This is a genomic window from Agromyces sp. NPDC058126 (genome assembly GCF_042884595.1).
In the GTDB taxonomy this organism is placed as follows: domain Bacteria; phylum Actinomycetota; class Actinomycetes; order Actinomycetales; family Microbacteriaceae; genus Agromyces.
In genome coordinates, this window is record NZ_JBHVTS010000003.1 from 336,448 (window position 1) to 356,677 (window position 20,230).

23 protein-coding genes are annotated in these 20,230 nt (G+C 71.2%); 10 read left to right on the top strand and 13 right to left on the bottom strand.

Annotation, left to right across the window (positions count from 1 at the left end):
- Window positions 1-30 precede the first annotated feature (30 nt).
- Window positions 31-816 (top strand): SGNH/GDSL hydrolase family protein, encoded by a 786-nt coding sequence (locus ACFVTR_RS10605; protein ID WP_387037117.1) that lies wholly within the window; start codon window positions 31-33, stop codon window positions 814-816.
- Here the strand turns inward: ACFVTR_RS10605 and ACFVTR_RS10610 are convergent.
- Together ACFVTR_RS10610 and ACFVTR_RS10615 are read right to left on the bottom strand one after the other, a co-directional pair.
- The gene (locus ACFVTR_RS10610; protein WP_387037119.1) at window positions 798-2,102 is read right to left on the bottom strand and encodes a D-alanyl-D-alanine carboxypeptidase family protein; all 1,305 of its coding nucleotides are present in this window, start codon (window positions 2,100-2,102) and stop codon (window positions 798-800) included. The genes ACFVTR_RS10605 and ACFVTR_RS10610 overlap by 19 nt on opposite strands.
- Window positions 2,099-2,917, bottom strand: coding sequence for a TrmH family RNA methyltransferase (locus ACFVTR_RS10615; RefSeq protein WP_387037121.1), 819 nt, complete (start codon window positions 2,915-2,917; stop codon window positions 2,099-2,101). Before ACFVTR_RS10615 ends, ACFVTR_RS10610 begins: the two co-directional genes overlap by 4 nt.
- Window positions 2,918-3,072: 155 nt before the next feature.
- Here ACFVTR_RS10615 and ACFVTR_RS10620 point away from each other — a divergent pair, with 155 nt between their 5' ends.
- Both ACFVTR_RS10620 and ACFVTR_RS10625 read left to right on the top strand, forming a co-directional pair.
- Window positions 3,073-3,855, top strand: coding sequence for a Sir2 family NAD-dependent protein deacetylase (locus ACFVTR_RS10620; RefSeq protein ID WP_387037745.1), 783 nt, complete (start codon window positions 3,073-3,075; stop codon window positions 3,853-3,855).
- Between the two features lie 31 nt (window positions 3,856-3,886).
- Window positions 3,887-4,492, top strand: a complete 606-nt coding sequence (locus ACFVTR_RS10625) for a histidine phosphatase family protein (protein ID WP_387037123.1) — start codon at window positions 3,887-3,889, stop codon at window positions 4,490-4,492.
- Between the two features lie 28 nt (window positions 4,493-4,520).
- Here the strand turns inward: ACFVTR_RS10625 and ACFVTR_RS10630 are convergent, their stop codons facing one another.
- Window positions 4,521-5,627 carry a glycosyltransferase family 4 protein gene (locus ACFVTR_RS10630; protein WP_387037125.1) on the bottom strand — a complete coding sequence of 369 codons (1,107 nt, stop codon included), beginning with the start codon at window positions 5,625-5,627 and terminating at the stop codon, window positions 4,521-4,523.
- Window positions 5,624-6,517, bottom strand: coding sequence for an alpha/beta fold hydrolase (locus ACFVTR_RS10635; protein ID WP_387037127.1), 894 nt, complete (start codon window positions 6,515-6,517; stop codon window positions 5,624-5,626). Before ACFVTR_RS10635 ends, ACFVTR_RS10630 begins: the two co-directional genes overlap by 4 nt.
- A 121-nt stretch (window positions 6,518-6,638) precedes the next feature.
- Between ACFVTR_RS10635 and ACFVTR_RS10640 the strand changes: the two genes are divergently transcribed.
- A complete protein-coding gene (locus ACFVTR_RS10640; RefSeq protein WP_387037129.1) occupies window positions 6,639-7,340 on the top strand; it encodes a 3'-5' exonuclease in 702 nt (233 codons plus the stop codon).
- On the opposite strand, the gene ACFVTR_RS10645 is transcribed toward ACFVTR_RS10640, so the two are convergent.
- The 4 genes from ACFVTR_RS10645 to glgA all read right to left on the bottom strand — a co-directional run bounded on the left by ACFVTR_RS10645 (window position 7,309) and on the right by glgA (window position 10,459).
- Window positions 7,309-7,938 carry a GNAT family N-acetyltransferase gene (locus tag ACFVTR_RS10645; RefSeq protein WP_387037131.1) on the bottom strand — a complete coding sequence of 210 codons (630 nt, stop codon included), beginning with the start codon at window positions 7,936-7,938 and terminating at the stop codon, window positions 7,309-7,311. The genes ACFVTR_RS10640 and ACFVTR_RS10645 overlap by 32 nt on opposite strands.
- 79 nt (window positions 7,939-8,017) lie before the next feature.
- On the bottom strand, window positions 8,018-8,266 hold the full coding sequence (locus tag ACFVTR_RS10650) for a type B 50S ribosomal protein L31 (RefSeq protein WP_376945248.1): 249 nt from the start codon (window positions 8,264-8,266) through the stop codon (window positions 8,018-8,020).
- Between the two features lie 154 nt (window positions 8,267-8,420).
- A complete protein-coding gene (locus tag ACFVTR_RS10655; protein WP_376945250.1) occupies window positions 8,421-9,212 on the bottom strand; it encodes an ABC transporter ATP-binding protein in 792 nt (263 codons plus the stop codon).
- Window positions 9,213-9,271: 59 nt separating this feature from the next.
- Window positions 9,272-10,459, bottom strand: coding sequence for a glycogen synthase (glgA, locus tag ACFVTR_RS10660; RefSeq protein WP_387037134.1), 1,188 nt, complete (start codon window positions 10,457-10,459; stop codon window positions 9,272-9,274).
- Window positions 10,460-10,542: 83 nt separating this feature from the next.
- Between glgA and glgC the strand changes: the two genes are divergently transcribed.
- A complete protein-coding gene (gene glgC, locus ACFVTR_RS10665; protein WP_387037136.1) occupies window positions 10,543-11,790 on the top strand; it encodes a glucose-1-phosphate adenylyltransferase in 1,248 nt (415 codons plus the stop codon).
- The gene (serB, locus tag ACFVTR_RS10670) at window positions 11,787-12,449 is read left to right on the top strand and encodes a phosphoserine phosphatase SerB (protein ID WP_387037139.1); all 663 of its coding nucleotides are present in this window, start codon (window positions 11,787-11,789) and stop codon (window positions 12,447-12,449) included. The genes glgC and serB overlap by 4 nt, the downstream gene beginning before the upstream one ends.
- Window positions 12,450-12,535: 86 nt before the next feature.
- Here serB and ACFVTR_RS10675 read toward each other — a convergent pair whose 3' ends face one another.
- Complete coding sequence (locus ACFVTR_RS10675) at window positions 12,536-13,246, bottom strand: beta-ketoacyl-ACP reductase (RefSeq protein WP_387037141.1); 711 nt, start codon at window positions 13,244-13,246, stop codon at window positions 12,536-12,538.
- A gap of 135 nt (window positions 13,247-13,381) precedes the next feature.
- Between ACFVTR_RS10675 and ACFVTR_RS10680 the strand changes: the two genes are divergently transcribed.
- From ACFVTR_RS10680 to ACFVTR_RS10690, 3 genes are read left to right on the top strand one after another with little or no spacing between them, the layout of a single operon-like run.
- Window positions 13,382-13,717 (top strand): DUF3099 domain-containing protein, encoded by a 336-nt coding sequence (locus tag ACFVTR_RS10680; protein ID WP_387037143.1) that lies wholly within the window; start codon window positions 13,382-13,384, stop codon window positions 13,715-13,717.
- Window positions 13,714-13,962, top strand: coding sequence for a hypothetical protein (locus ACFVTR_RS10685; protein WP_387037145.1), 249 nt, complete (start codon window positions 13,714-13,716; stop codon window positions 13,960-13,962). Before ACFVTR_RS10680 ends, ACFVTR_RS10685 begins: the two co-directional genes overlap by 4 nt.
- The gene (locus ACFVTR_RS10690; RefSeq protein ID WP_387037147.1) at window positions 13,959-14,798 is read left to right on the top strand and encodes an SURF1 family protein; all 840 of its coding nucleotides are present in this window, start codon (window positions 13,959-13,961) and stop codon (window positions 14,796-14,798) included. Before ACFVTR_RS10685 ends, ACFVTR_RS10690 begins: the two co-directional genes overlap by 4 nt.
- On the opposite strand, the gene ACFVTR_RS10695 is transcribed toward ACFVTR_RS10690, so the two are convergent.
- Window positions 14,768-15,325: a hypothetical protein gene (locus ACFVTR_RS10695; RefSeq protein ID WP_387037149.1), complete on the bottom strand. Its 558-nt coding sequence runs from the start codon at window positions 15,323-15,325 to the stop codon at window positions 14,768-14,770. The genes ACFVTR_RS10690 and ACFVTR_RS10695 overlap by 31 nt on opposite strands.
- Window positions 15,326-15,416: 91 nt before the next feature.
- Entirely contained in the window at window positions 15,417-17,015 is a 1,599-nt protein-coding gene (locus ACFVTR_RS10700) for an ABC-F family ATP-binding cassette domain-containing protein (protein ID WP_387037152.1), read from the bottom strand.
- A 114-nt stretch (window positions 17,016-17,129) separates the two neighbouring features.
- Between ACFVTR_RS10700 and ACFVTR_RS10705 the strand changes: the two genes are divergently transcribed.
- Entirely contained in the window at window positions 17,130-18,242 is a 1,113-nt protein-coding gene (locus ACFVTR_RS10705; RefSeq protein ID WP_387037153.1) for a winged helix DNA-binding domain-containing protein, read from the top strand.
- 103 nt (window positions 18,243-18,345) lie between these two features.
- Here ACFVTR_RS10705 and ACFVTR_RS10710 read toward each other — a convergent pair whose 3' ends face one another.
- Window positions 18,346-18,909, bottom strand: a complete 564-nt coding sequence (locus ACFVTR_RS10710; protein WP_387037155.1) for a YceI family protein — start codon at window positions 18,907-18,909, stop codon at window positions 18,346-18,348.
- Between the two features lie 111 nt (window positions 18,910-19,020).
- Window positions 19,021-20,193 carry a glycoside hydrolase family 3 N-terminal domain-containing protein gene (locus ACFVTR_RS10715; protein WP_387037158.1) on the bottom strand — a complete coding sequence of 391 codons (1,173 nt, stop codon included), beginning with the start codon at window positions 20,191-20,193 and terminating at the stop codon, window positions 19,021-19,023.
- Between the last annotated feature and the right edge of the window lie 37 nt (window positions 20,194-20,230).

Here is a 20,230-nt window from a genome sequence, read left to right on the forward strand (position 1 = left end):
TCGAACCGACACGTTGTGCAGAATGGAGTGATGGTCACCCAGCAGCATCCCTGGTCGCGTTACGTCGCCATCGGCGACTCGTTCACCGAGGGCATCGGCGATCCCGAGCCCTCCGTCCCCGGCGGGCACCGCGGCTGGGCCGACCGCGTCGCCGAGGTGCTCGCGCAGGGCACCGAGGACTTCGCGTACGCGAACCTCGCGGTGCGCGGCAAGCTCATCCAGCAGATCATCGACGAGCAGCTCGAACCGGCGCTCGCACTGCGGCCCGACCTCATCACGATCTCGGCGGGCGGCAACGACGTCATCCGCCCGCGCACCGACCCCGACGAGATCGCCGCACGCTTCGAGTACACGATCGAGCGCCTCTCGCGCGACCACGCCACCATCGTGCTGTTCACGGGCGTCGACGTCGGCTTCTCCCCCGTGTTCCGCGGCATCCGCGGCAAGGTCGCCATCTACAACGAGAACCTCCGCACGATCGCCGCGAAATACGACTGCATCGTCGCCGACCAGTGGGCCCTCACCGAGGTCCAGGACCAGCGCATGTGGTCGCCCGACCGCCTGCACCTGAACTCGCTCGGCCATCACACCGTCGCCCGCATGGTGCTCTCGGCCCTCAACGTCGACAACGCGCTCGAGCCGTTGAAGCCCGAGCCGCTGCCGTCGACGACCTGGCGTCAGGCGCGCGTGGAAGACCTCGCCTGGGCGCGCGAGTATCTCGTGCCGTGGGTGGTGCGGCGCATCCGCCACCAGTCGTCGGGCGACCTGATCTCGCCGAAGCGGCCCGACGCGGCGCCCTACTCGCTGCCCGACTGAGCGGTCGCGGGCTCGAGCCCCGAGGGGTTCGAGAGGCGCCACCAGGTGCCCGGATCGTCGATCTCGGCGTCGAGCACCAGGGGCACGACGATCTCCTGAGCGCCCGCCCGGACGACCGCGGTGCCGACCTCCTCGCCCTTGTTCGCGAGAGTCAGCGGTTCCGCGTGCACCTCGATCTCGACGGGGGTGTCGCTCCAGACCACGACGGATGCCCCGTCGGCGGTGCGTGCGCGGGCGGTGTCGCCCCACGGGGTGTCGTAGCTCGCGAGCTCCTGGCCTGCCTCGAGCGGTGCGACCTGGTGGAATCCGGGCGCGACGCTGTCGAGCAGCTTCGCGATCGCCTCGCGGAGCATCGCGTGGTTCTCGCCGCCGAGAACGACGCCCACGACGGTCACGGTCGTGTCGCCGACCGCGTAGTCGGCCGAGAACAGCAGGTTCGCGGCGTCGTCGGTGGTGCCCGTCTTGATGCCGTCGACGCCGTGCGTGCCGAGCAGCTTGTTCGAGTTCTCGAGGGTGCCGAGCTCGGGGATGTCGACCTGCTGGGTCGCGACGATCTCGGCGAGCACGGGTTCGGCGAGGGCGAGCTCGCCCAGCTTCACGAGGTCGGCGGGCGTCGACACGTTCTCGAGCGACAGCCCGCTCGCATCGGCGATGCGCGTGTTCACGAGTCCGTGGGCGTCGAGCCAGGTGCGCGCGGCGTCGACGAGCCCCTGCTCCGAGCTGAACGCCCAGTTCGAGAGCGAGATGGCGTAGTTGTTGCCCGAGGGCAGCAGCAGCGCCTCGAGGCTCTCCCGGAGGCTGAGCGTCGCCCCGGCCTCGACGGGCGCGACCGAGCCGTTCTGGGCGATCATGTCCCAGTAGATGTCGACGTCGGCGTCGGTGTACTCGATGTCGGGGCCGTTCTCCCCCGCGGCGATCGGGTGCTGTTCGAGGATCACGAGCGAGGTGATGACCTTCGTGATGCTCGCCGAGGCCATCTGCTGATCGGCGTTCCCTGCGGCGAGCAGCCCGTCGAAGCCCACTGCGCCGACGGCGTAGCCGCCGAATCCCGGCAGCGCGAGCGCCTGCGGCGCGGCGACGACGGGGGCGGGCTGCTCGATCTCAGGTGCGGCGGCCGGCACGGGGGCGCCGAGTGCGTTCGCCGTGTAGACCCCGCCGCCGATGAGCAGCGCGATCACGACGGCGAGGCTGCCGAACACGACGATGCGGCGGCGCCGGTAGACCCGCCGCCGCTCGTTCGAATCGGTCGGGCTCGGGGCGCCGGTCGGCGCGATCGTGTCGGTCACGGGGTCGGTTCCTCCGGCAGGGCGAGGGCGTAGAGCACGACCGCGGCCGCGGCCGCGACGTTCAGGGAGTCGACGCCGTGGCGCATGGGGATCGTGACGACCGCGTCGGCGGCCTCGAGTGCGCTGCGGCTGAGCCCGTCGCCCTCGGCGCCGAACACGAGGGCGAGCCGCTCGGGCGGGTCGGCGGCAAGCCGTCGCAGCGGCACCGCGTCGTCGGCGAGTGCGAGGGCCGCGGTCGTGAATCCGGCGCCGTGCAGGAGGGCCGAGGCCTCGCCCCACTCGGGCAGCCTCGTCCACGGCACCTGGAAGACGGTGCCCATGCTGACGCGCACGCTCCGGCGGTACAACGGGTCGGCGCAGCGCGGCGTCACGAGCACGGCGTCGGCGCCGAGGGCGGCGACCGAGCGGAAGATCGCGCCGACGTTCGTGTGATCGACGATGTCCTCGAGGACGACCACACGGCGGGCGTTCGCGAGCAGCTCGGCCGGATCGCGCAGTTCGGGCCGCTCGAACGCGGCGAGGGCACCACGGTGCACGCGGTAGCCGGTGATCTCCTCGAGCTGGGCGGGGTCGGCGAGGTGCACGGGGATGTCGAAGGGGGCGAGCACGGGCTCGAGCCCGGCGAGCCATTTCTCCTCCATCAGCACCGAGCGCGGTCGGTGTCCGGCGGCGATCGCACGGCCGATGACCTTCGCCGATTCGGCGATGTACAGCCCCTGCTCGGGCTCCTGCGCGCTGCGCAGGGTCACGTCGGTGAGCCGTGCGTAGTCGGCGACGGAATCGGATGCCGCGTCGCGGACTCGTTCGATGTGCATGGTTCTCCTCCCCTCAAGAGTGCCAGCCTCGGAAACAAACCGGAAAACGACGGTGTTTACAATCGGGACAACCTCGTCTGAATGGAGCTCCCGTGGAGATCGGAATCGACGCGACGCCCGGCACCGGGCAACTGGTGCGGGAGGCGATCGAACTCATGCGCGGGGCGCGCATCGCGGTGCTCACCGGGGCGGGGGTCAGCACCGACTCCGGAATCCCCGACTACCGCGGCGAAGGTGCACCGGCGCGCACGCCCATGACCGTGCAGCGGTTCCTCGCCTCCGAGGAAGCGCGGAAGCGCTACTGGGCCGGCAGCCACCTCGGCTGGCGGCACTTCGGCAGCGCCCAGCCGAACGCCGGGCACTTCGCGCTCGCCTCCCTCGAGGCGGCGGGCGCGGTCACGGGCGTCGTCACGCAGAATGTCGACGGGCTGCACCGGCGCGCGGGCAGCCGTCACGTCGTCGAACTGCACGGCGGCATGGATCGCGTCGTCTGCCTCGACTGCGGCCAGCATTACGCGAGGCAGGCCGTGGCGGAGGAGCTCACGCTGCTGAACCCGGGCATGGACCTCGAGCAGTCGATCCGCCAGGCGCCCGACGGCGATGTCGTCGTCGACGACGTCGAGTCGATGGTCATCCCCGTGTGCACGGTCTGCGGAGGCATCCTGAAGCCCGACGTGGTCTTCTTCGGCGAGTTCGTGCCGGCGCCGACCTTCCAGGCCGCCGCCTCGCTCGTCGCCGGGGCCGACGTGTTCCTCGTGGCCGGGTCCTCGCTCGTCGTGAACTCGGGCGTGCGGCTGATCGAACAGGCGCGACGGCGGAAGCTCCCGATCGTCGTCGTGAACCGCGGGGTCACGAAGGGCGACTCCCGCGCGGCCGTCAAGATCGACGCCGGTGCGAGCGAGACGCTCACGGCCTTCGCCGAGGCGCTCGGTTCGTGAACCGGGCACGCGACATGCGAGAGTCTTCGACATGACGGATGCCCCTCGCCACCCCGAACCGACGCTGATCGCCCTCGTCCGCCACGGCGAGACCGAGTGGAACCGCGAGCGTCGCATCCAGGGCATGACCGACATCCCGTTGAACGACACCGGGCGTGCGCAGGCCGCCGAGACGGGCGGTCGGCTCGCCGACGACCAGTGGGACGCCGTCTACGCGAGCACGCTCTCCCGTGCGGCCGAGACCGCCGAGATCATCGCCGGGGTGCTCGAGCTGCCCGCGCCGCAGCTCATGCCCTCGCTCGCCGAGCGCAGCCACGGCGTGCTCGAGGGACTGGACCACGCCGGCCGGATGGCGGTCGAGGCGCAGGCGGCGACGATCGAGGGGCTCGAACCCCGCTCCACGGTCATCGCGCGCGCGAGCGCCGCGCTCGACGAGATCGCGGCGACGCATCCCGGCGGCAGCGTCGTCGTCGTCTCGCACGGCGGCGTCATCCACTCGCTCATCCTCGAGCTGAGCGACTGGACGCTGCCGGGAGCCGGCTACGCGATCACGAACGGCTCGGTGCACCTGATCCGACATGCCGCGGGCGCGCTCGAACTCGTCGAGCCCGATCGGCTCACGGGCACCGAAGACTGAGGCCCGCGCGGGCGTGGACGCTGGCGCGTCAGCCTCGTCGGCGCCCCGCGCGCCCTCTGCGCCCGCCGTGCTCGGCGACCGTGCGCCGCATGAGCTCGAGCAGGGTCGCCGCAGACCCTGACCAGGTGTACTGCGCGGCGCGCTCGACCGAGCGAGCCGAGTGCTCCTGCCAGATGTCGTCGGACTCGAGGTCGCCGAGCGCCCGCACGAGGTCGTCGGCGTCGCCCGGGTCGAAGTACAGCGCGGCGTCGCCGCCGATCTCCCGGAAGATCGGGATGTCGCTCACGACGACGGGCGTGCCGAGGCGCATCGCCTCGATGAGCGGGATCCCGAAGCCTTCGGCCTTCGAGCCGTGCACGAGCGCGGTGGCGCCCGCGAGCAGCTCGGCGTACGCGGCATCCGTCACGCCGTCGTGGAAGACGAGGCGCGCCTCGGGGGCGAGCCGGGTCAGCCGCTCGCGCTCGTCGCGGCCGATCCGGCTGAGCAGGTGCAGCTCGTGGTCGGGCAGTGCCGCGACGGCCTTCACGAGCGTGTCGACGTTCTTGTACGGCATGTACGAGCCCATGTACACGAGCCGATGACCGTCGGGGCGGACGCGCGGGAGCTCGGGCACGCCGAGGTCGTCGGAGGCGTTCGAGACGACCGTGATCGGACGGTCGGTGAGGTGGTGCTCGCGAATGAGCCCCGCCGTCGTCTCGGAGACGGTGACGACGGCGTCGGCCCGGTTGAGCAGCAGCCGCTGGGGCCACCACGCGAGGTGGTAGAGCCGCCAGAGCAGGCGCACGGGTGCGGGCAGGTCGCGCGGCGGCGTGCGGTTCTCGTAGTAGATCAGGTCGTGCAGGGTCAGGAGGAGCCGGTAGTCGCGACCCATCGAGCCCATCGTCTGCATCGGCGAGAACACGATGTCGGGGCGGAGGCGGCGCACCTGGCGGGCGACGAATGGCTCGCGGGCGCTTGTCGGGGCGCTCACGAGCTGCCACGGCAGGTCGGGCAGCATGTCGAGCTGGCGGTGATCGCTCACGAGCATCGTGACGGGGTGCAGCTTCGCGAGCTCGGTCACGAGGCCCGCGGTGAACCGGCTGATGCCGTCGTGGTGCCCGATGCGGGTGTAGCGGCAGTCGACGACGACCCTCATGCGTGCGACTCCGTGCGCAGGAAGCGACCGATGCGCGCGGCGGCGTCGCCGGGGGTCTCGTAGTGGATGAGGTGCCCCACCTCGGGGATCACCTCGAGCGTCGCGTCGGGGAACCGGTCGACCAGGCGGCGCTGCGCCTCGATCGGGGTCACGTCGTCGCGCTCGGCGGCGACGAGGAGGGTCGGCACGGCGATGCGCTCGGCGTACTCGCTCACGTCGTGGCTCACCGAGGCCCGGAACGCCTCGAGCAGCTGGTCGCGGTCGCCGAAGTCGGAGAAGTACCGGTCGTGCTGGTCGTGAATCCAGCGACGGAGGTCGCGCTCGCCGGTCTTCGCCATGGTCACGCTCATCACACGCACGACCACGCCGTTGCGCAGCAGCGCGAAGCCGGCCTTCTCGGGCAGTGCGGCGGCGGCGCGGTAGTAGAGCACCGCGAGCCGGGTCATCACGCCGCGCGGCCCCTGCAGGGCCGGAGCGCCGATCGGGTTCACGAGCACGAGACGGCGCGGCGCGAGCCCGCCCGCGACGGCCGCCGACGACACGATCGAGCCGAAGGAGTGCCCTAGCAGGTCGTAGTCGCCCTCGATGCCGACCGCGGCGATGAAGGCGCCGAGCCAGCGCGCGTAGCCGTCGATGTCGTGCTCGCGGTCGGCGAAGGTCGCCGACTCGCCGAAGCCGGGCAGGTCGGGCGAGATGATCCGGTACCCGGGCAACTGCGCCACGACGGGCTCGAGGCCGTGGTGGTCGCCGCGGAAGCCGTGCACGAGCACGAGCACGGGGGCGTCCGCGTCGCCGTACTCCCACCATGCGGTCTCGGTGCCGTCGACGTCGACCCGGTGGGCCCTGACGGGGATGCGGGCGAGCGCGGCGGCGTAGGGCGAATCGATCATCCCCGCCATTCTACGGATCCCGCCTGCACGGAAGCCCCGCGGCGGTCGCCGCGTCGCGGATGCCGGGGACACGCGCCGCGCCACCGCGGCGATGACGGTGGCGCTGCATAGCCTTTCGCACATGGATGCCACGAATGCCGCCCTGTGGGCGAACACCCTCGCCGTCTTCGACCTCGAGACCACCGGCATCGACGTCGACGTCAGCCGCATCGTGACGGCCCACGTCGGCGTGCTCGGCGCCGACGGCGAGGTGCTCGAGCAGCGCGAGTGGCTCGTCGATCCGGGTATCGAGATCCCGACGGCCGCCTCGCTCATCCACGGCGTGACGACCGAGCGCGCCCGCCTCGAGGGGCAGGCGGCGGCTACCGCCGTCGCCGAGATCATCGCGGCCCTCGCCGATGCCGCCGCCCGCGGCCTCCCGATCGTCGCGTACAACGCGGCCTACGACCTCACCATCCTCGAGCGCGAGGCCGCCCGCTACGGCCTCGCTCCCCTGCCGGGCCCCGGGCCCGTCATCGATCCGCTCGTCATCGACAAGGCGGTCGACAAGTACCGTCGCGGCAAGCGCACCCTCTCGGCCGCGGCCGAGCATTACGGGGTCGTGCTCGAGGATGCCCACAACGCCGGCGCCGACGCGATCGCCGCGGGGCGTGTCGCGCAGGCGATCGCACGCGCCCACCCCGAGCTCGCGACGATCGCCGTCGCCGAGTTGCACGCCCGCCAGGTCGACTGGTGCCGCGAGCAGGCCGAGAGTTACCAGTCGTGGCGCCGCCGCAACGGCGAGCCCGAGTTCACGACCTCGGGGGCGTGGCCGGTCCGCTGAGCCGAGCCGGCTCGTTCCCGTCTCGACCGCGGACGCAGGCGTACACGAGCATGTCGCGTCGGGTTCCGCCGACGGGCATCCATGACCGCAGGAGCCCCTCGCGGGCGAAGCCGGTGGACTCGGCGACCGCGATCGAGGCGGTGTTCGACGGCTCGATGAACAGCTCGAGCCGCTCGATCGTGCCGAGCGTCCAGGCCCAGTCGACGACGAGCCGGACCGCGGCCGACGCGAAGCCTCTCCCCCGCGCCGACGGCGCCAGCCAGTACCCGATGCCCGCCCGCCCACGGTCGTCGCGACGCGGCCACAGGCCGATCTGTCCGCGGGCGTGGTCGTCGCGGTCGGCGATCGCGAACGAGTAGCCCTCGCCGCGCGCGTACCGGCGCGCCTGGCGCGAGAGGTACGCCCTCGCCGTTCTCGGGTCGGCAACCGGCGGCACGGTCGTGACGAGCGGGATCATCGGATCGTCGGCCGCCTCGAGGATGAGCGGGACATCCTGCGGCCGGAAGGCCCGCACTCGCACGACGCCGGCGCCGGCGCTGGCGCTGGCGCCGAGCGTCGGCATTCCCGCTCGGCGTCCGTCAGATCGGCGCGTGCTCACCCGGCGACCGTACCAGCCGGGTCCGGGCACGACGAAGGGGCGGGCGACTCGCGTCGCCCGCCCCTTCGGTTCGGCTGGATTACTTGCCGAAGCCCTTGAAGCGCTGGTTGAACTTCTCGACGCGGCCGGCCGAGTCCATGATGCGCTGCTTGCCCGTGTAGAACGGGTGCGACTCGCTCGAGATCTCGACGTCGATGACCGGGTAGGTGACACCGTCGAGTTCGATCGTCTTGTCGCTCGTCGCGGTCGAACGCGTGAGGAACGTGGCGCCCGAAGCCAGGTCGCGGAAGACGATGGCGTTGTACTCGGGGTGGATGTCGGTCTTCATGGAGACTTCCTTGGATTTCGATTGAGAGAGCGGACGATGGTTGTGGAGCTCCCGCCGCGCGAACGAGGCACCTTCGCGGTGCCGTACAGCTGCGGGAAAGCATATTGGCGGTAGGGCCAGCTAACGAGTTTAGCAGAATCGGAGGGAGAACATCTCAGACGGCGCGCGCGGCGTATCGGCCGTCGCGCTCGCTGAGCTCGATCGTCATGTCGAACGTCGAGCTCAGGTTCTCGGCGGTGAGCGCCTCGGCGAGCGGTCCGGCCGCGACGATGCCGCCCTGCTTGACGAGGAGCGCGTGGGTGAACCCGACGGGGATCTCCTCGACGTGGTGGGTGACCATGACGATCGCGGGCGACGCCGGCGACGCGGCGTAGCCGCCGAGGAGGCCGACGAGCTCTTCGCGTGCGCCGAGGTCGAGGCTCGCCGCGGGCTCGTCGAGGAGCAGCAGCTCGGGGTCGGTCATGACGGAGCGTGCGATCTGCACGCGCTTCTGCTCGCCGTCGGAGAGGCTGCCGAAGCGGCGGCCCGAGAAGCCGTCAAGACCCCACTCCTTCAGCACGCGCTCGGCGCGGCGGAGGTCGATGTTCTCGTACTCCTCGTTCCAGCGGCCCGTCACCGAGTACGCGGCGGTGAGGATGACGTCGAGCACGGTCTCGTCGCGCGGGATGCGACGCGCCATCGCCGTCGAGGCGAAGCCGATCATCGGGCGGAGCTCGAAGACGTCGACCTTGCCGAGCGCCTCCTGGAGGACCTCGGCCTTGCCGGAGGTCGGGTGCATGGCCGCGGCGGCGATCTGCAGCAGCGTGGTCTTGCCCGCACCGTTCGGGCCGAGCACCACCCAGCGTTCGTCGGAGGCGACGCTCCACGTCACGGCGTCGAGGATCGTGTTGCCGTCACGAACCACCGACACGTCGCGGAACTGCAGAACTGTACTCGCACTCGCCATGCGTCAATGCTATCGGGAGCCGGAGGCCCGCCTGACGCACGCGAGGGGCGCACACCCGATCAGCGCGCGAGCACTCGCTCGTACACCTCGATCGTGCGCGCGGCGATCGTGTCCCACGCGAAGTGCGTCTCGGCGCGGCGACGCCCGGCGGCGCCCATCTCGGCCGCGCGAGCCGGATCGGCGACGACGCGGGTGAGCGCGTCGGCGAGGTCGCGCACGAATCGCTCGGGGTCGAGCGGCGTGCCGGTGCCGTCGTCGGCCTGCTCGATCGGCACGAGGACCCCGGTGACGCCGTCGTCGACGACCTCGGGGATGCCACCGGTCGCGGTGCCGACCACCGGCGCCCCGCAGGCCATCGCCTCGAGGTTCACGATGCCGAGGGGCTCGTAGATCGACGGGCAGACGAAGGTGGTGGCCGCGGTGAGCAGGGCGGTCAGCTCGTGGCGGGGAAGGTGGCGGTCGATCCAGACGACGCCGTCGCGCTCGGTGCGGAGGCCGTCGACGAGCGCGGTGACTTCGGCCATGATCTCGTCGGTGTCGGGCGCACCTGCGCAGAGCACGAGCTGCACCTCGGGCGGCAGCAACCTCGCGGCGCGCAGCAGGTACGGCAGGCCCTTCTGCCGGGTGATGCGGCCGACGAACACGATGGAAGGACGATCGGGATCGACGCCGAGCACGCGCACCGCGTCGGCATCGTGCGACGGCGCCCAGTCGGTGAGGTCGATGCCGTTGACGACGACGTCGACCTTCGACGGGTCGAGAGCGGGGTACGCGCGCAGGATGTCACGTCGCATCCCCTCGCTCACGGCGATCACCGCGTCGGCGTCCTCGAAGGCGGTGCGTTCGACCCACGAGCTCAGTCGGTACCCGCCGCCGAGCTGCTCGGCCTTCCACGGTCGCAGCGGCTCGAGGCTGTGCGCGGTCACGACGTGCGGGACGCCGTGCAGGCGTTTGGCGGTGAGGCCCGCGAAGTTCGCGTACCAGGTGTGCGAGTGCACGAGGTCGGCCCCGGCGGCGTCGCCGGCCATCAGCAGGTCGACGGCCATCGTCGAGAGCGCGGGGTTGGCCTCGTCGAATGCGTTCGGGGTCGGATAGGCCTGCGTGCCGGGCTCGTCGCGGGGTGCGCCGAAGCACCGGACGCGCACGTCGATGCTCGTGCGCAGGGCGCGGACGAGTTCTGCGGCGTGCACGCCGGCACCGCCGTACACCTCGGGCGGATACTCACGGGTGAGGAGGTCGACGCGCATGCAGGCAACGGTAGCGCAGGGGTGGAGGACACGGACCGAAACCCGAACGCGGGAAAGTCGCGTCGGCTGGTTACAGTTGCCTCATGGTTTCGCGCAAGGTCTTCGGTATCGTCCTCGCAGGTGGTGAGGGCAAGCGACTCATGCCCCTGACGGAAGACCGGGCGAAGCCGGCGGTGCCGTTCGGAGGACAGTACCGGTTGATCGACTTCGCGTTGTCGAACCTCTTGAACTCGGGCCTGCGCCAAGTGGTCGTGCTGACCCAGTACAAATCGCACTCGCTCGACCGCCACGTCTCCCAGACCTGGCGCCTGAACGGCCTGCTGAACTCCTACGTCGCCTCGGTGCCCGCGCAGCAGCGGCTCGGCAAGCGCTGGTTCTCGGGCTCGGCCGACGCGATCCTGCAGAGCCTCAACCTGATCTACGACGAGCGGCCCGACATCATCGTGGTCGTCGGCGCCGACCACGTCTACCGCATGGACTTCTCCCAGATGATCGACGCCCACGTCGAGTCGGGCGCGTCGGCGACGGTCGCGGCGATCCGGCAGCCGATCGCGCTCGCCGACCAGTTCGGCGTGATCGAGGTCGATCCCGCGCGGCCGGGGCGCATCCACCGCTTCCTCGAGAAGCCGACCGACCCCGTCGGGCTCCCCGACTCCCCCGGCGAGGTGCTCGCCTCGATGGGCAACTACGTGTTCGACGCCGACGCGCTCATCGACGCGGTGCTCCGCGACGGCGAACAGGCCTCCTCGAGCCACGACATGGGCGGCGACATCATCCCCGCGTTCGTCGCGCAGGGCGACGCCGGCGTCTACGACCTCCAGCAGAACGACGTCCCGGGTTCGACCGATCGCGACCGCTACTACTGGCGCGACGTCGGAACGATCGACTCGTTCTTCGAGGCGCACCAGGACCTGATCTCGGTGATGCCGGTCTTCAACCTCTACAACCGCGAGTGGCCGATCTTCAGCCAGCAGCTGAACTCGCCGCCGGCGAAGTTCACCCGCGACGCGCGCGGCACGCTCGGCACCGTCATCGACTCGATCGTGTCGCTCGGATCGGTGATCTCGGGGGCGCACGTCGAGCGCAGCGTGATCGGCCCGTGGGCGGTCGTCGGCTCGGGTGCGCACGTCTCGGACTCGATCCTCTTCGATCGTGCGCGCATCGACGCGAGAGCGACGGTGCAGCGCGCCATCCTCGACAAGGAGGTCGTCGTCGAGGCGGGCGCGCGCATCGGCGTCGACCGGAGTGAAGACCTCGCCCGCGGCTTCATCGTGACCGACAGCGGCATCACGGTCGTCGGCAAGGGTTCGCGCGTTCGGGCGACCGCGTGAGCCCCGCCGCCCCAGGCCGCTCGCGCGGCCCGCTCGTGGTGCTCGACGCAGACTCGACCCTCATCCGCGAGGAGGCGATCGAGCTGCTCGCCGAGGAAGCGGGAAGCCTCGAACACGTCGCCGCCGTCACCGAACGCGCCATGCGCGGCGAGCTCGACTTCGCCGCGAGCCTGCGCGAACGCGTCGCCACACTTGCCGGACTCGATGCGGCGGTGCTCGCCGCGGCTCGCGAGCGGATGACGCCCACCGACGGTGTCCAGGAGCTCATCGACGGCGTGCACGCGGCCGGAGGGCTCGTCGGGGTCGTCTCCGGCGGATTCCACGAGCTGCTCGACCCGCTCGCCGACCGTCTCGGCCTCGACTTCTGCCGGGCCAACCGCCTCGAGACCGTCGACGGGCGGCTCACCGGCCGCGTCGACGGCCCCATCATCGATGCCGGGGCGAAGGCGACGGCGCTCGAGGAGTGGTCGGCGGTCGGCGGCATCCCGCTCGCCCGTACCGTCGCCGTCGGCGACGGCGCGAACGACCTGCAGATGCTCGATCGCGCCGCGCTCGGCGTCGCGTTCTGCGCGAAGCCCGTGGTGCGGGCGCAGGCCGATCTCGCGATCGACCGCCCCGATCTCAGTGCGGTGCTCGCGGTGCTCGGGCTGCGCGGCTGACTCACGCGCTCGCTGCCGCGGGCAGACGACGAGGGCCGGCACGCGATCCCGCGGGCCGGCCCTCCGTCGTCACAGCTTCGGTACGGTCAGTGCCCCATGCCGAGGCCGCCGTCGACCGGGATGACGGCGCCCGAGATGTAGCCCGCGTCGTCGCCGGCGAGCCACGCGACGACGCGCGCGACCTCGTCGGGCGAAGCGAAGCGACCGAGCGGGATGTTCTTCTTGTACTCGGCCTGCTGCGCCTCGGGCAGTTCGTCGGTCATGTCGGTCTCGATGAACCCGGGCGCGACGACGTTGGCGGTGATGTTGCGGGCGCCGAGTTCGCGCGTGAGCGAGCGGGCCATGCCGACGAGGCCGGCCTTCGACGAGGAGTAGTTGACCTGGCCGGCCGAGCCGTAGAGGCCCACGACGCTCGAGATCAGCACGATGCGGCCGAACTTCGCCTTGAGCATGCCCTTCGAGGCGCGCTTGACGATGCGGAAGGCGCCCGTGAGGTTCGTGTCGACGACGCTCGTGAAGTCGTCGTCGCTCATGCGCATGAGCAGCATGTCGCGCGTGATGCCGGCGTTCGCCACGACGACCTCGACCGGGCCGAGCTCGGCCTCGATCTCGGAGAACGCGCGGTCGACCGACTCGGAGTCGGTGACGTCGGCGCGCACCGTGAGCGAGCCTTCGGGGCCTTCGCCCGAGCGGGCGGTCACCGCGACGCGGTGCCCCTGCGCGAGGAACTCGCGGGCGATCGCGTAGCCGATGCCACGGTTGCCACCGGTCACGAGGACGGTGCGGCTCGTCGTCATTCTGGACTCCGTTTCTGCAGGTTCGGCCGTGCGGCCCGTCCCAGCATAGATGCTCGCTCCACGGGGCATCCGACGGCCCCGAATCGACGTAGGCTTGAGGTGAAGAGGAGCGCCGCCAGGCCTGCGGCGACCAGCATGAAGCAGCAGTCGATCACCACGCTGCCGCCCTCGCCCGAGGCGGAGCGGCGCTCGCGCATGATCAAGTACACGATCGCCATGTCGATCCGCGTGCTCTGCATCGTCGCGATGCTCTTCGTCGACGGCTGGTGGCTCGCGGTGTGCGCGGCCGGTGCGATCTTCCTCCCCTATTTCGCGGTCGTCCTCGCGAACGTCGGAAGCCCGAGACGCACGAGCCGAGTGCTCCGCCCCGGTGGCATCATGCGCCGCACTCCCCCGCCGTCCGCCGCTCCCGGCGGCCCCGGCGGCCCCGAGACCACCGACCGTCGCGACGACGAGCGAGGAGCCGCATGATCGGCGGATTGGGCGGCGCGCCCGAGCAGGGCACGTGTTCGCGATCCGGATGCCGCGAGGCCGCCCTGTGGCGCATCGACTGGCGCAACCCCCGCATCCACACGGGCGACCGCGGCAAGACGTGGCTCGCCTGCGACGAGCACGTCGACTACCTCCGCGGCTTCCTCGAGGCCCGGTCGTTCCCGGTCGCCGTCGCGCCGTACGACGCCTCGCCCGCGGGCTCGGCTGCGGAGGCCGGCGCATGAGCGAGTGGCGCTTCCTCCTGACGCCGCGCTGGGCGGGCTACCTCGCCCTCACCGTGATCTTCGCGATCGCCTGCTCGGCGCTCGGCACGTGGCAGCTCAACCGTCGCGCCGAGGCGCTCGCCGAGGTCGCCCGCATCGACGCCAACTACGACGCCGCACCGATCCCGCTCGCCGAGGCGCTGCCCGACCCCGCAGGGTTCGACGTCGACCAGCGCTGGCAGGTCGTCGCGATCTCGGGCGAGTACCTGCCTGCAGAAGAGGTCGTCGTGCGGAACCGGCCGATGGGCGGCAGCACGGGCTTCCAGGTGATCACCCCGTTCCAGCTCGACGACGGCACCGTGTTCATGATCGACCGCGGCTGGATCGCCCAGAACTCCGACGGACGTCCGAGCGAGATCCCGGCGCCGCCCGCCGGCGAGGTCGAGGTGACCGCCCGTCTCAAGGCCGGCGAGGGGCGCATCGAGGGTCGCACCTCGACGGGCATCGAGTTCGCGACGATCGACCTCGACGAACTCGCCGAGCGCGTCGGCGAGCCGGCCTACACGGGCGCGTACGGCATCCTCGTGCAGTCGGGCGACGATGCGGCCGAGCCGCCGCTCGCGGCCCCGCGCCCCGAGCGCGACGAGGGCCCGCACCTGTCGTACGCGCTGCAGTGGTACGTCTTCGCACTGCTCGCCTTCATCGGGCTCGCCTGGGCGGCGAACCAGGAGCGCAAGGGCCTCGCCGAGGCATCCGGTCAGACGGAGGCCTCGCCGCGCGCACCGAAGCGACCGAAGCCGCAGAGCAAGGGCGGCGAGGACGCCGACTACGAGGACCAGGTGCTCGACCGGCGGTGAGACGCCTCGTGCTTCTCGGCGGCTGATGTCCGTCGGTCGGTCTCGGCCGACTCGAGCGGCGTCGACATCTCGCGGCGAAGGCGCGATCTGAAGACGAGGGCGAGACGCGCGAGAACGACGAGCGCGAGTACCGCCGTTGCCTGCAGCAGCGCGAGGATCGGGCTGCCCGCCTGGGCGCTGCCGATCACGACGGAACCGACGACCACGACGACGATGGCGCCGACGTTCGCGGCGACGACCACATCGATGCAGAGCAGCGAGGTACGCCTCATCAGCGTTCGCCGATGCATGCGTTGCACGAGCATCGCGACCATCGTCAGCACGATGAGCCCGAAGACGGTGAACACGATCGTCGTCGCGAGCAGGGGCTCACGCAGTCCGGCGTACTCGGGGAGACTCGCCGCGACAGCCGTGGAGAGGCCGGGTGCGACGATGACGGACCCCGCACCGCCGAGGAACGCCACCGCGATGAGCGACTGCGTGACCACGACGCCGGCCAGCGAGAGGCGCGGGAATCTCGACTCCATCTATCGATTTTCGATAGTTCACCATCGAAAGTCAATGGATTGATGCGTCGAGCCAGGCCAGGCTCCGGCCACCGCTCGAGGCGCGGGCTCGCTACGCCAGCTCGATGAGCTCCTGGTACTCGCGGCTCCAGTGGTCTTCGGTGCCGTCGGGCATGATGAGCACGCGCTCGGGATTCAGCGCCTCAACCGCGCCCGGATCGTGCGAGACGAGCACGACCGAGCCCTCGTAGTGCGCGAGCGCGTCGAGGATCTCGGCGCGGCTCGCGGGGTCGAGGTTGTTCGTGGGCTCGTCGAGGAGCAGCACGTTCGCCCCCGACACGACGATCATCGCGAGCGCGAGACGGGTCTTCTCGCCGCCCGAGAGCACGCCGGCGGGCTTGTGCACGTCGTCGCCGGTGAACAGGAACGAGCCGAGCACCTTGCGCGCCTCGGTCTCGGTGAGGTTCGGCGACGAGCTCACCATGTTCTCGAGCACGCTGCGCTTGACGTCGATGGTCTCGTGCTCCTGGGCGTAGTAGCCCACCCGCAGGCCGTGGCCGGCCTCGACCGTGCCGGTGTCGGGCTGGTCGACGCCCGCGAGGATGCGGAGGAGCGTCGTCTTGCCCGCGCCGTTGAAGCCGATGATGACGACCTTCGAGCCGCGGTCGATCGCGAGGTCGACGGCGGTGAAGATCTCGAGCGAGCCGTAGCTCTTCGACAGGTCGCTCGCGGTGATGGGCGTGCGGCCGCACGGCGCCGGGGTCGGGAAGCGCAGCTTCGCGACGCGGTCGACGGCGCGCACCTCGTCGAGGCCGGCGAGCAGCTTCTCGGCACGCGCGACCATCTGGTGCGCGGCCGCCGCCTTCGATGCCTTCGCACCGAACTTCGCCGCCTGCAGCTTCAGCACGTCGGCCTTCTTCTCGGCGTTGGCGCGCTCCTTCTTGCGGCGCTCCTCGTCGGCGGCGCGCTGACGCTGGTAGTGCTTCCAGCCCATGTTGTAGATGTCGATGACCGAGCGGTTGGCATCGAGGTAGAAGACGCGGTTCACGACCTCCTCGACGAGCACGACGTCGTGGGAGATCACGATGACGCCGCCCTTGTAGTTCTTCAGGAACTCGCGGAGCCACACGACCGAGTCGGCGTCGAGGTGGTTCGTCGGCTCGTCGAGGATCATCGTGTCGGCGTCGGAGAAGAGGATGCGCGCGAGCTCGATGCGCCGGCGCTGACCACCCGAGAGCGTCTTCAGCGGCTGGTCGAGGATGCGGTCGGGCAGGTTCAGGTTCGAGGCGATCGAGGCGGCCTCGGCCTCGGCGGCGTACCCGCCGAGCGCGTTGAAGCGGTCGGTGAGGTTGCCGTACTTCTTCATGGCCTTCTCGGCGACGACCGGGTCGTCACTGCCCATGTTCATGGAGGCCTCGTGCATGCCGAGCACGAGCGATCCGAGCCCGCGGGCGTCGAGGATGCGGGTGCGCGCGAGCATCTCGGGGTCGCCCGAGCGCGGGTCCTGCGGAAGGTAGCCGATCTCGCCAGTACGGTCGATCTTCCCGTCGGTCGGGATCGTCTCGCCGGCGAGGGTCTTCGTGAGCGTGGTCTTGCCCGCGCCGTTGCGGCCGACGAGGCCGATCTTGTCGCCGTCGGAGACGCGGAAGTTCACGTGCTCCATGAGGAGGCGCGCACCGACGCGGATCTCGAGATCGTGGACGGCGAGCACGGCAGGGCCTCCTGGGCATACATGGGGAATCGGTGCCGAACGGCACAGCCGCCCAGTCTATCGTTCGCGGGGCGGCGTCAAGTCGATGTCACCGGTGCCCGGCAGAATCGCAGCATGACGACGGATGCCTCGAGCGACCCCTCGATCGTCGCGCTGCGGGCCGCGCGGCTCCGCGCGCAGGGGCTCGCGGGCGGATTCGACTCGCCCGCCGCGGCGCTCGAGCGGCTCGTGTGCGTGCAGGCGCAAGACCTGGCCGCCGCGAAGTGGGTGATCGGCGCGCGAGTCCCCGGGTCGAGCGAGGCCGTCATCGAGTCGGCGATCGACGACCGCTCGCTGCTGCGCTCCTGGCCGATGCGCGGCACGCTGCACTTCGTCGAGCCGTCGATGCTGCGGCCGATCCTCCGTCTGACGGCCGCGCGGCTCATGCAGCGCGCATCGAAGATCCATCTCGACGAGGGCATCGACGACGCGGTGCACGCGGCCGCGCGCACGGTCGCGATCCGCGAGCTCGAGGGCGGGCGCTCGGCGTCCCGCGACGAGCTGCAGGCGGCGTGGGCGGCGGCCGGCATCCCGATCGAAGGCCAGCGCGGGTACCACCTGATCTGGCGGCTCGCGATCGAGGGCCTGCTCTGCTGCGGCCCGGTCGACACGCGGGCCCGGCAGCGCTTCGTGCTGCTCGACGAATGGTCGCCCGCAGGCTCGGGCGAGCCCGGCGACGCCGACGAGACGCTCGCGCGACTCTTCACGGGCTACGCGCGCGGCCACGGGCCGGTCTCGGCGCGCGACTTCGCCTGGTGGACGGGGCTGACCCTCACCCAGGCCCGCCTCGCGGTCTCGGCCGCGGGTGACGCGGTCGTCGCGGTGGGCGACGAGCGATTCGTGGCGGCCGACGCCGACCGGGCGACCGCCAGGGCGGCACGCGGCCGGCACGTCCTCGCACCCTTCGACGAGTACTTCCTCGGCTACGGCGATCGCACGGCCTTCTGCTCCCCCGCCGACGCCGCGCGCGTCGTGCCGGGCAAGAACGGACTCTTCCTGCCGATCCTCGTCGCCGACGGCGAGGTCGTCGGCACCTGGCGCCGCGCGCCCGAGCGGCGCGGCGCGACGGCGATCGAGCTCGCCCCGTTCAGCGGGTCGGTCGACGCCGACGAGTTCGCTCCCGCGTTCGAACGGTGGGCGGGGTTCTGGTCGACGACCCTCGGCGACGTCACCGTGCGCCAGGGCTGAACGCGCTCTCTGCGCCGCCGGGGATCGCGCCGGACCGCGGCGGATACGACGAACGGGCCGGGTGCCCGTGGCATCCGGCCCGTCGTGGTGATCGCGCGAGCGATTACTGCTCGAGCTGCGCCTGCAGTTCGAGGGTGATGGTGACCTGCTCGCCGAGCAGCACGCCGCCGGTCTCGAGGGCGGCGTTGTAGTGCAGGCCGAAGTCCTCGCGGTTGATGACGGTCTTCGCCGTCGCGCCGCCCTTGTAGTTGCCGTAGGGGTCGCCGCCGAAGCCGCCGAAGTCGAAGTCGAAGGTCACGGGCTTCGTGACGCCGTGCATGGTCAGCTCGCCGTCGACCTTGAAGTCGCCCTTCTCGACGCGGACGCCGGTCGAGACGAAGTCGATCGTCGGGTAGGTCTCGGCCTCGAAGAAGTCGCCGGTGCGCAGGTGCGCGTCACGGGTGGGCTCGTTCGTGGTCACCGAGGCGACCTCGGCCGACGCGGTGACGGTCGAGTCGAGCGGGTTCTCGGCGGTGACGAAGGTGGCGCTGAAGCGCTCGAACTTGCCCTTGACCTTGCTGATCATGAGGTGGCGCACGGAGAAGGCGACCTCGCTGTGGGCGGGGTCGATCGTCCAGGTGCCTGCACGGTAGCCGGGGATCTCGATCGTCGAGGCGGTGGTCGTCATGCTGCGGTTGCTCCCAAGTGTTCGGTACTGAGCCGATCGGCTCACACGGGGGTCAACGCGCGCATCGGCAAGTTATATTCCCACGCATGGAAATTTCTTCGTGAGATCCGCTCACGCGAGCGAACGGCGAAGGGTGAGCACGTGCCGAACCGCGTCGTCGAGCCGCTCCTCGGAGATGCGTCCCGAGTCGACCGCGGTCGTGATCGAGGCCACGAGTCCGTCGACGGAGATGCCGAACTCGGAGGGGTCTGCGGGAAGGACGTACAGCAGCAGATCGGCGCCCGCGGCGACCGCGCGCACGGCGTTCTCGCCCGGATCGGCGTACTCGGCGAGCCCGTTGTGCTGGAGCATGAGCATGTCGTCGGTGATGACGACCCCCTCGAAGCCGAGCTCGTCGCGGAGGATCCGGTGCCATTCGGGCGAGAGCGAGGCCGGCGCGGCATCGACGGCGGGGTAGGCGAGGTGGCCGGTCATGACGAGCTCGGCGCCGGCGTCGATGCCCGCCGCGAACGGCAGCGCCGGACCGGCCCGCCACTCGGCGAGGCTCGAGGGCGCGGTCGGAATGCTCGTGTGCGAGTCGCCCGGCGCCCCGCCGTGCCCGGGGAAGTGCTTGAGCGTGCTCGCCACCGTGCCCCGCTCCCCCGCGACGGCGGCGGCGACCCGCTCGGCGGCCCCCGCCGGATCGGTCCCGAGCACCCTGCCCGAGATGAACGAGCCGGGGTCGCCCGTGACATCCGCGATGACGCCGAAGTTCACGTTCGCGCCGCCGGCGGCCACGCTCGCGGCGCGGGCGGCGAACGCCTCCCGAGTCGCTGCAGGCGGTGCGTCCCGCAGGGTCGCCGCGCTCGCGGCGGCATCCCAGTCGAGCCGCGAGACCTCGCCGCCCTCCTGATCGACGCCGATGAGCGGCGGCAGCTCGGGATCGGCGACGAGCGCGGCGGTCAGCGCCGCGAGCGACGGCGCGTCGCCCGCGATGTTGTCGCCCATGAGGATCACCCCCGAGGCTCCCGCGTCGATGAGCGCGCGCGAGGGCGCCGGATCGGTACCCGGGGCATGCAGCATCAGCATGGCCGCGGCCTTCTGCTGCGTGCTGAGGCCCGCCATCCGCTCATCGACCCACGCAGCCAACGGATCGATCGGCGTCGGTGTCGGAGTCGGAGTCCGTGTCGCCGATGGCGTCGCCGAGGCCGCCGGAGCAGCCGTCGGCGCCGCACCCGCGCACCCCGCGAGCGTCATCGCGGAGACCGCGACGAGGAGGGGGGCCAGCAGCCGGGACGAACGCACGCGCCGAGTGTACGCTGCGTGTCCGAGCGACCGCCGA

Coding starts and splice junctions, on each gene's coding strand:
- ACFVTR_RS10605 (WP_387037117.1), top strand. CDS start 31: ATGGTCACCCAGCAGCATCCCTGGTCGCGTTACGTCGCCATCGGCGAC.
- ACFVTR_RS10615 (WP_387037121.1), bottom strand. CDS start 2,917: ATGCACATCGAACGAGTCCGCGACGCGGCATCCGATTCCGTCGCCGAC.
- ACFVTR_RS10620 (WP_387037745.1), top strand. CDS start 3,073: ATGCGCGGGGCGCGCATCGCGGTGCTCACCGGGGCGGGGGTCAGCACC.
- ACFVTR_RS10625 (WP_387037123.1), top strand. CDS start 3,887: ATGACGGATGCCCCTCGCCACCCCGAACCGACGCTGATCGCCCTCGTC.
- ACFVTR_RS10630 (WP_387037125.1), bottom strand. CDS start 5,627: ATGAGGGTCGTCGTCGACTGCCGCTACACCCGCATCGGGCACCACGAC.
- ACFVTR_RS10635 (WP_387037127.1), bottom strand. CDS start 6,517: ATGATCGATTCGCCCTACGCCGCCGCGCTCGCCCGCATCCCCGTCAGG.
- ACFVTR_RS10640 (WP_387037129.1), top strand. CDS start 6,639: ATGGATGCCACGAATGCCGCCCTGTGGGCGAACACCCTCGCCGTCTTC.
- ACFVTR_RS10650 (WP_376945248.1), bottom strand. CDS start 8,266: ATGAAGACCGACATCCACCCCGAGTACAACGCCATCGTCTTCCGCGAC.
- ACFVTR_RS10655 (WP_376945250.1), bottom strand. CDS start 9,212: ATGGCGAGTGCGAGTACAGTTCTGCAGTTCCGCGACGTGTCGGTGGTT.
- glgA (WP_387037134.1), bottom strand. CDS start 10,459: ATGCGCGTCGACCTCCTCACCCGTGAGTATCCGCCCGAGGTGTACGGC.
- glgC (WP_387037136.1), top strand. CDS start 10,543: ATGGTTTCGCGCAAGGTCTTCGGTATCGTCCTCGCAGGTGGTGAGGGC.
- ACFVTR_RS10675 (WP_387037141.1), bottom strand. CDS start 13,246: ATGACGACGAGCCGCACCGTCCTCGTGACCGGTGGCAACCGTGGCATC.
- ACFVTR_RS10680 (WP_387037143.1), top strand. CDS start 13,382: ATGAAGCAGCAGTCGATCACCACGCTGCCGCCCTCGCCCGAGGCGGAG.
- ACFVTR_RS10685 (WP_387037145.1), top strand. CDS start 13,714: ATGATCGGCGGATTGGGCGGCGCGCCCGAGCAGGGCACGTGTTCGCGA.
- ACFVTR_RS10690 (WP_387037147.1), top strand. CDS start 13,959: ATGAGCGAGTGGCGCTTCCTCCTGACGCCGCGCTGGGCGGGCTACCTC.
- ACFVTR_RS10695 (WP_387037149.1), bottom strand. CDS start 15,325: ATGGAGTCGAGATTCCCGCGCCTCTCGCTGGCCGGCGTCGTGGTCACG.
- ACFVTR_RS10705 (WP_387037153.1), top strand. CDS start 17,130: ATGACGACGGATGCCTCGAGCGACCCCTCGATCGTCGCGCTGCGGGCC.
- ACFVTR_RS10710 (WP_387037155.1), bottom strand. CDS start 18,909: ATGACGACCACCGCCTCGACGATCGAGATCCCCGGCTACCGTGCAGGC.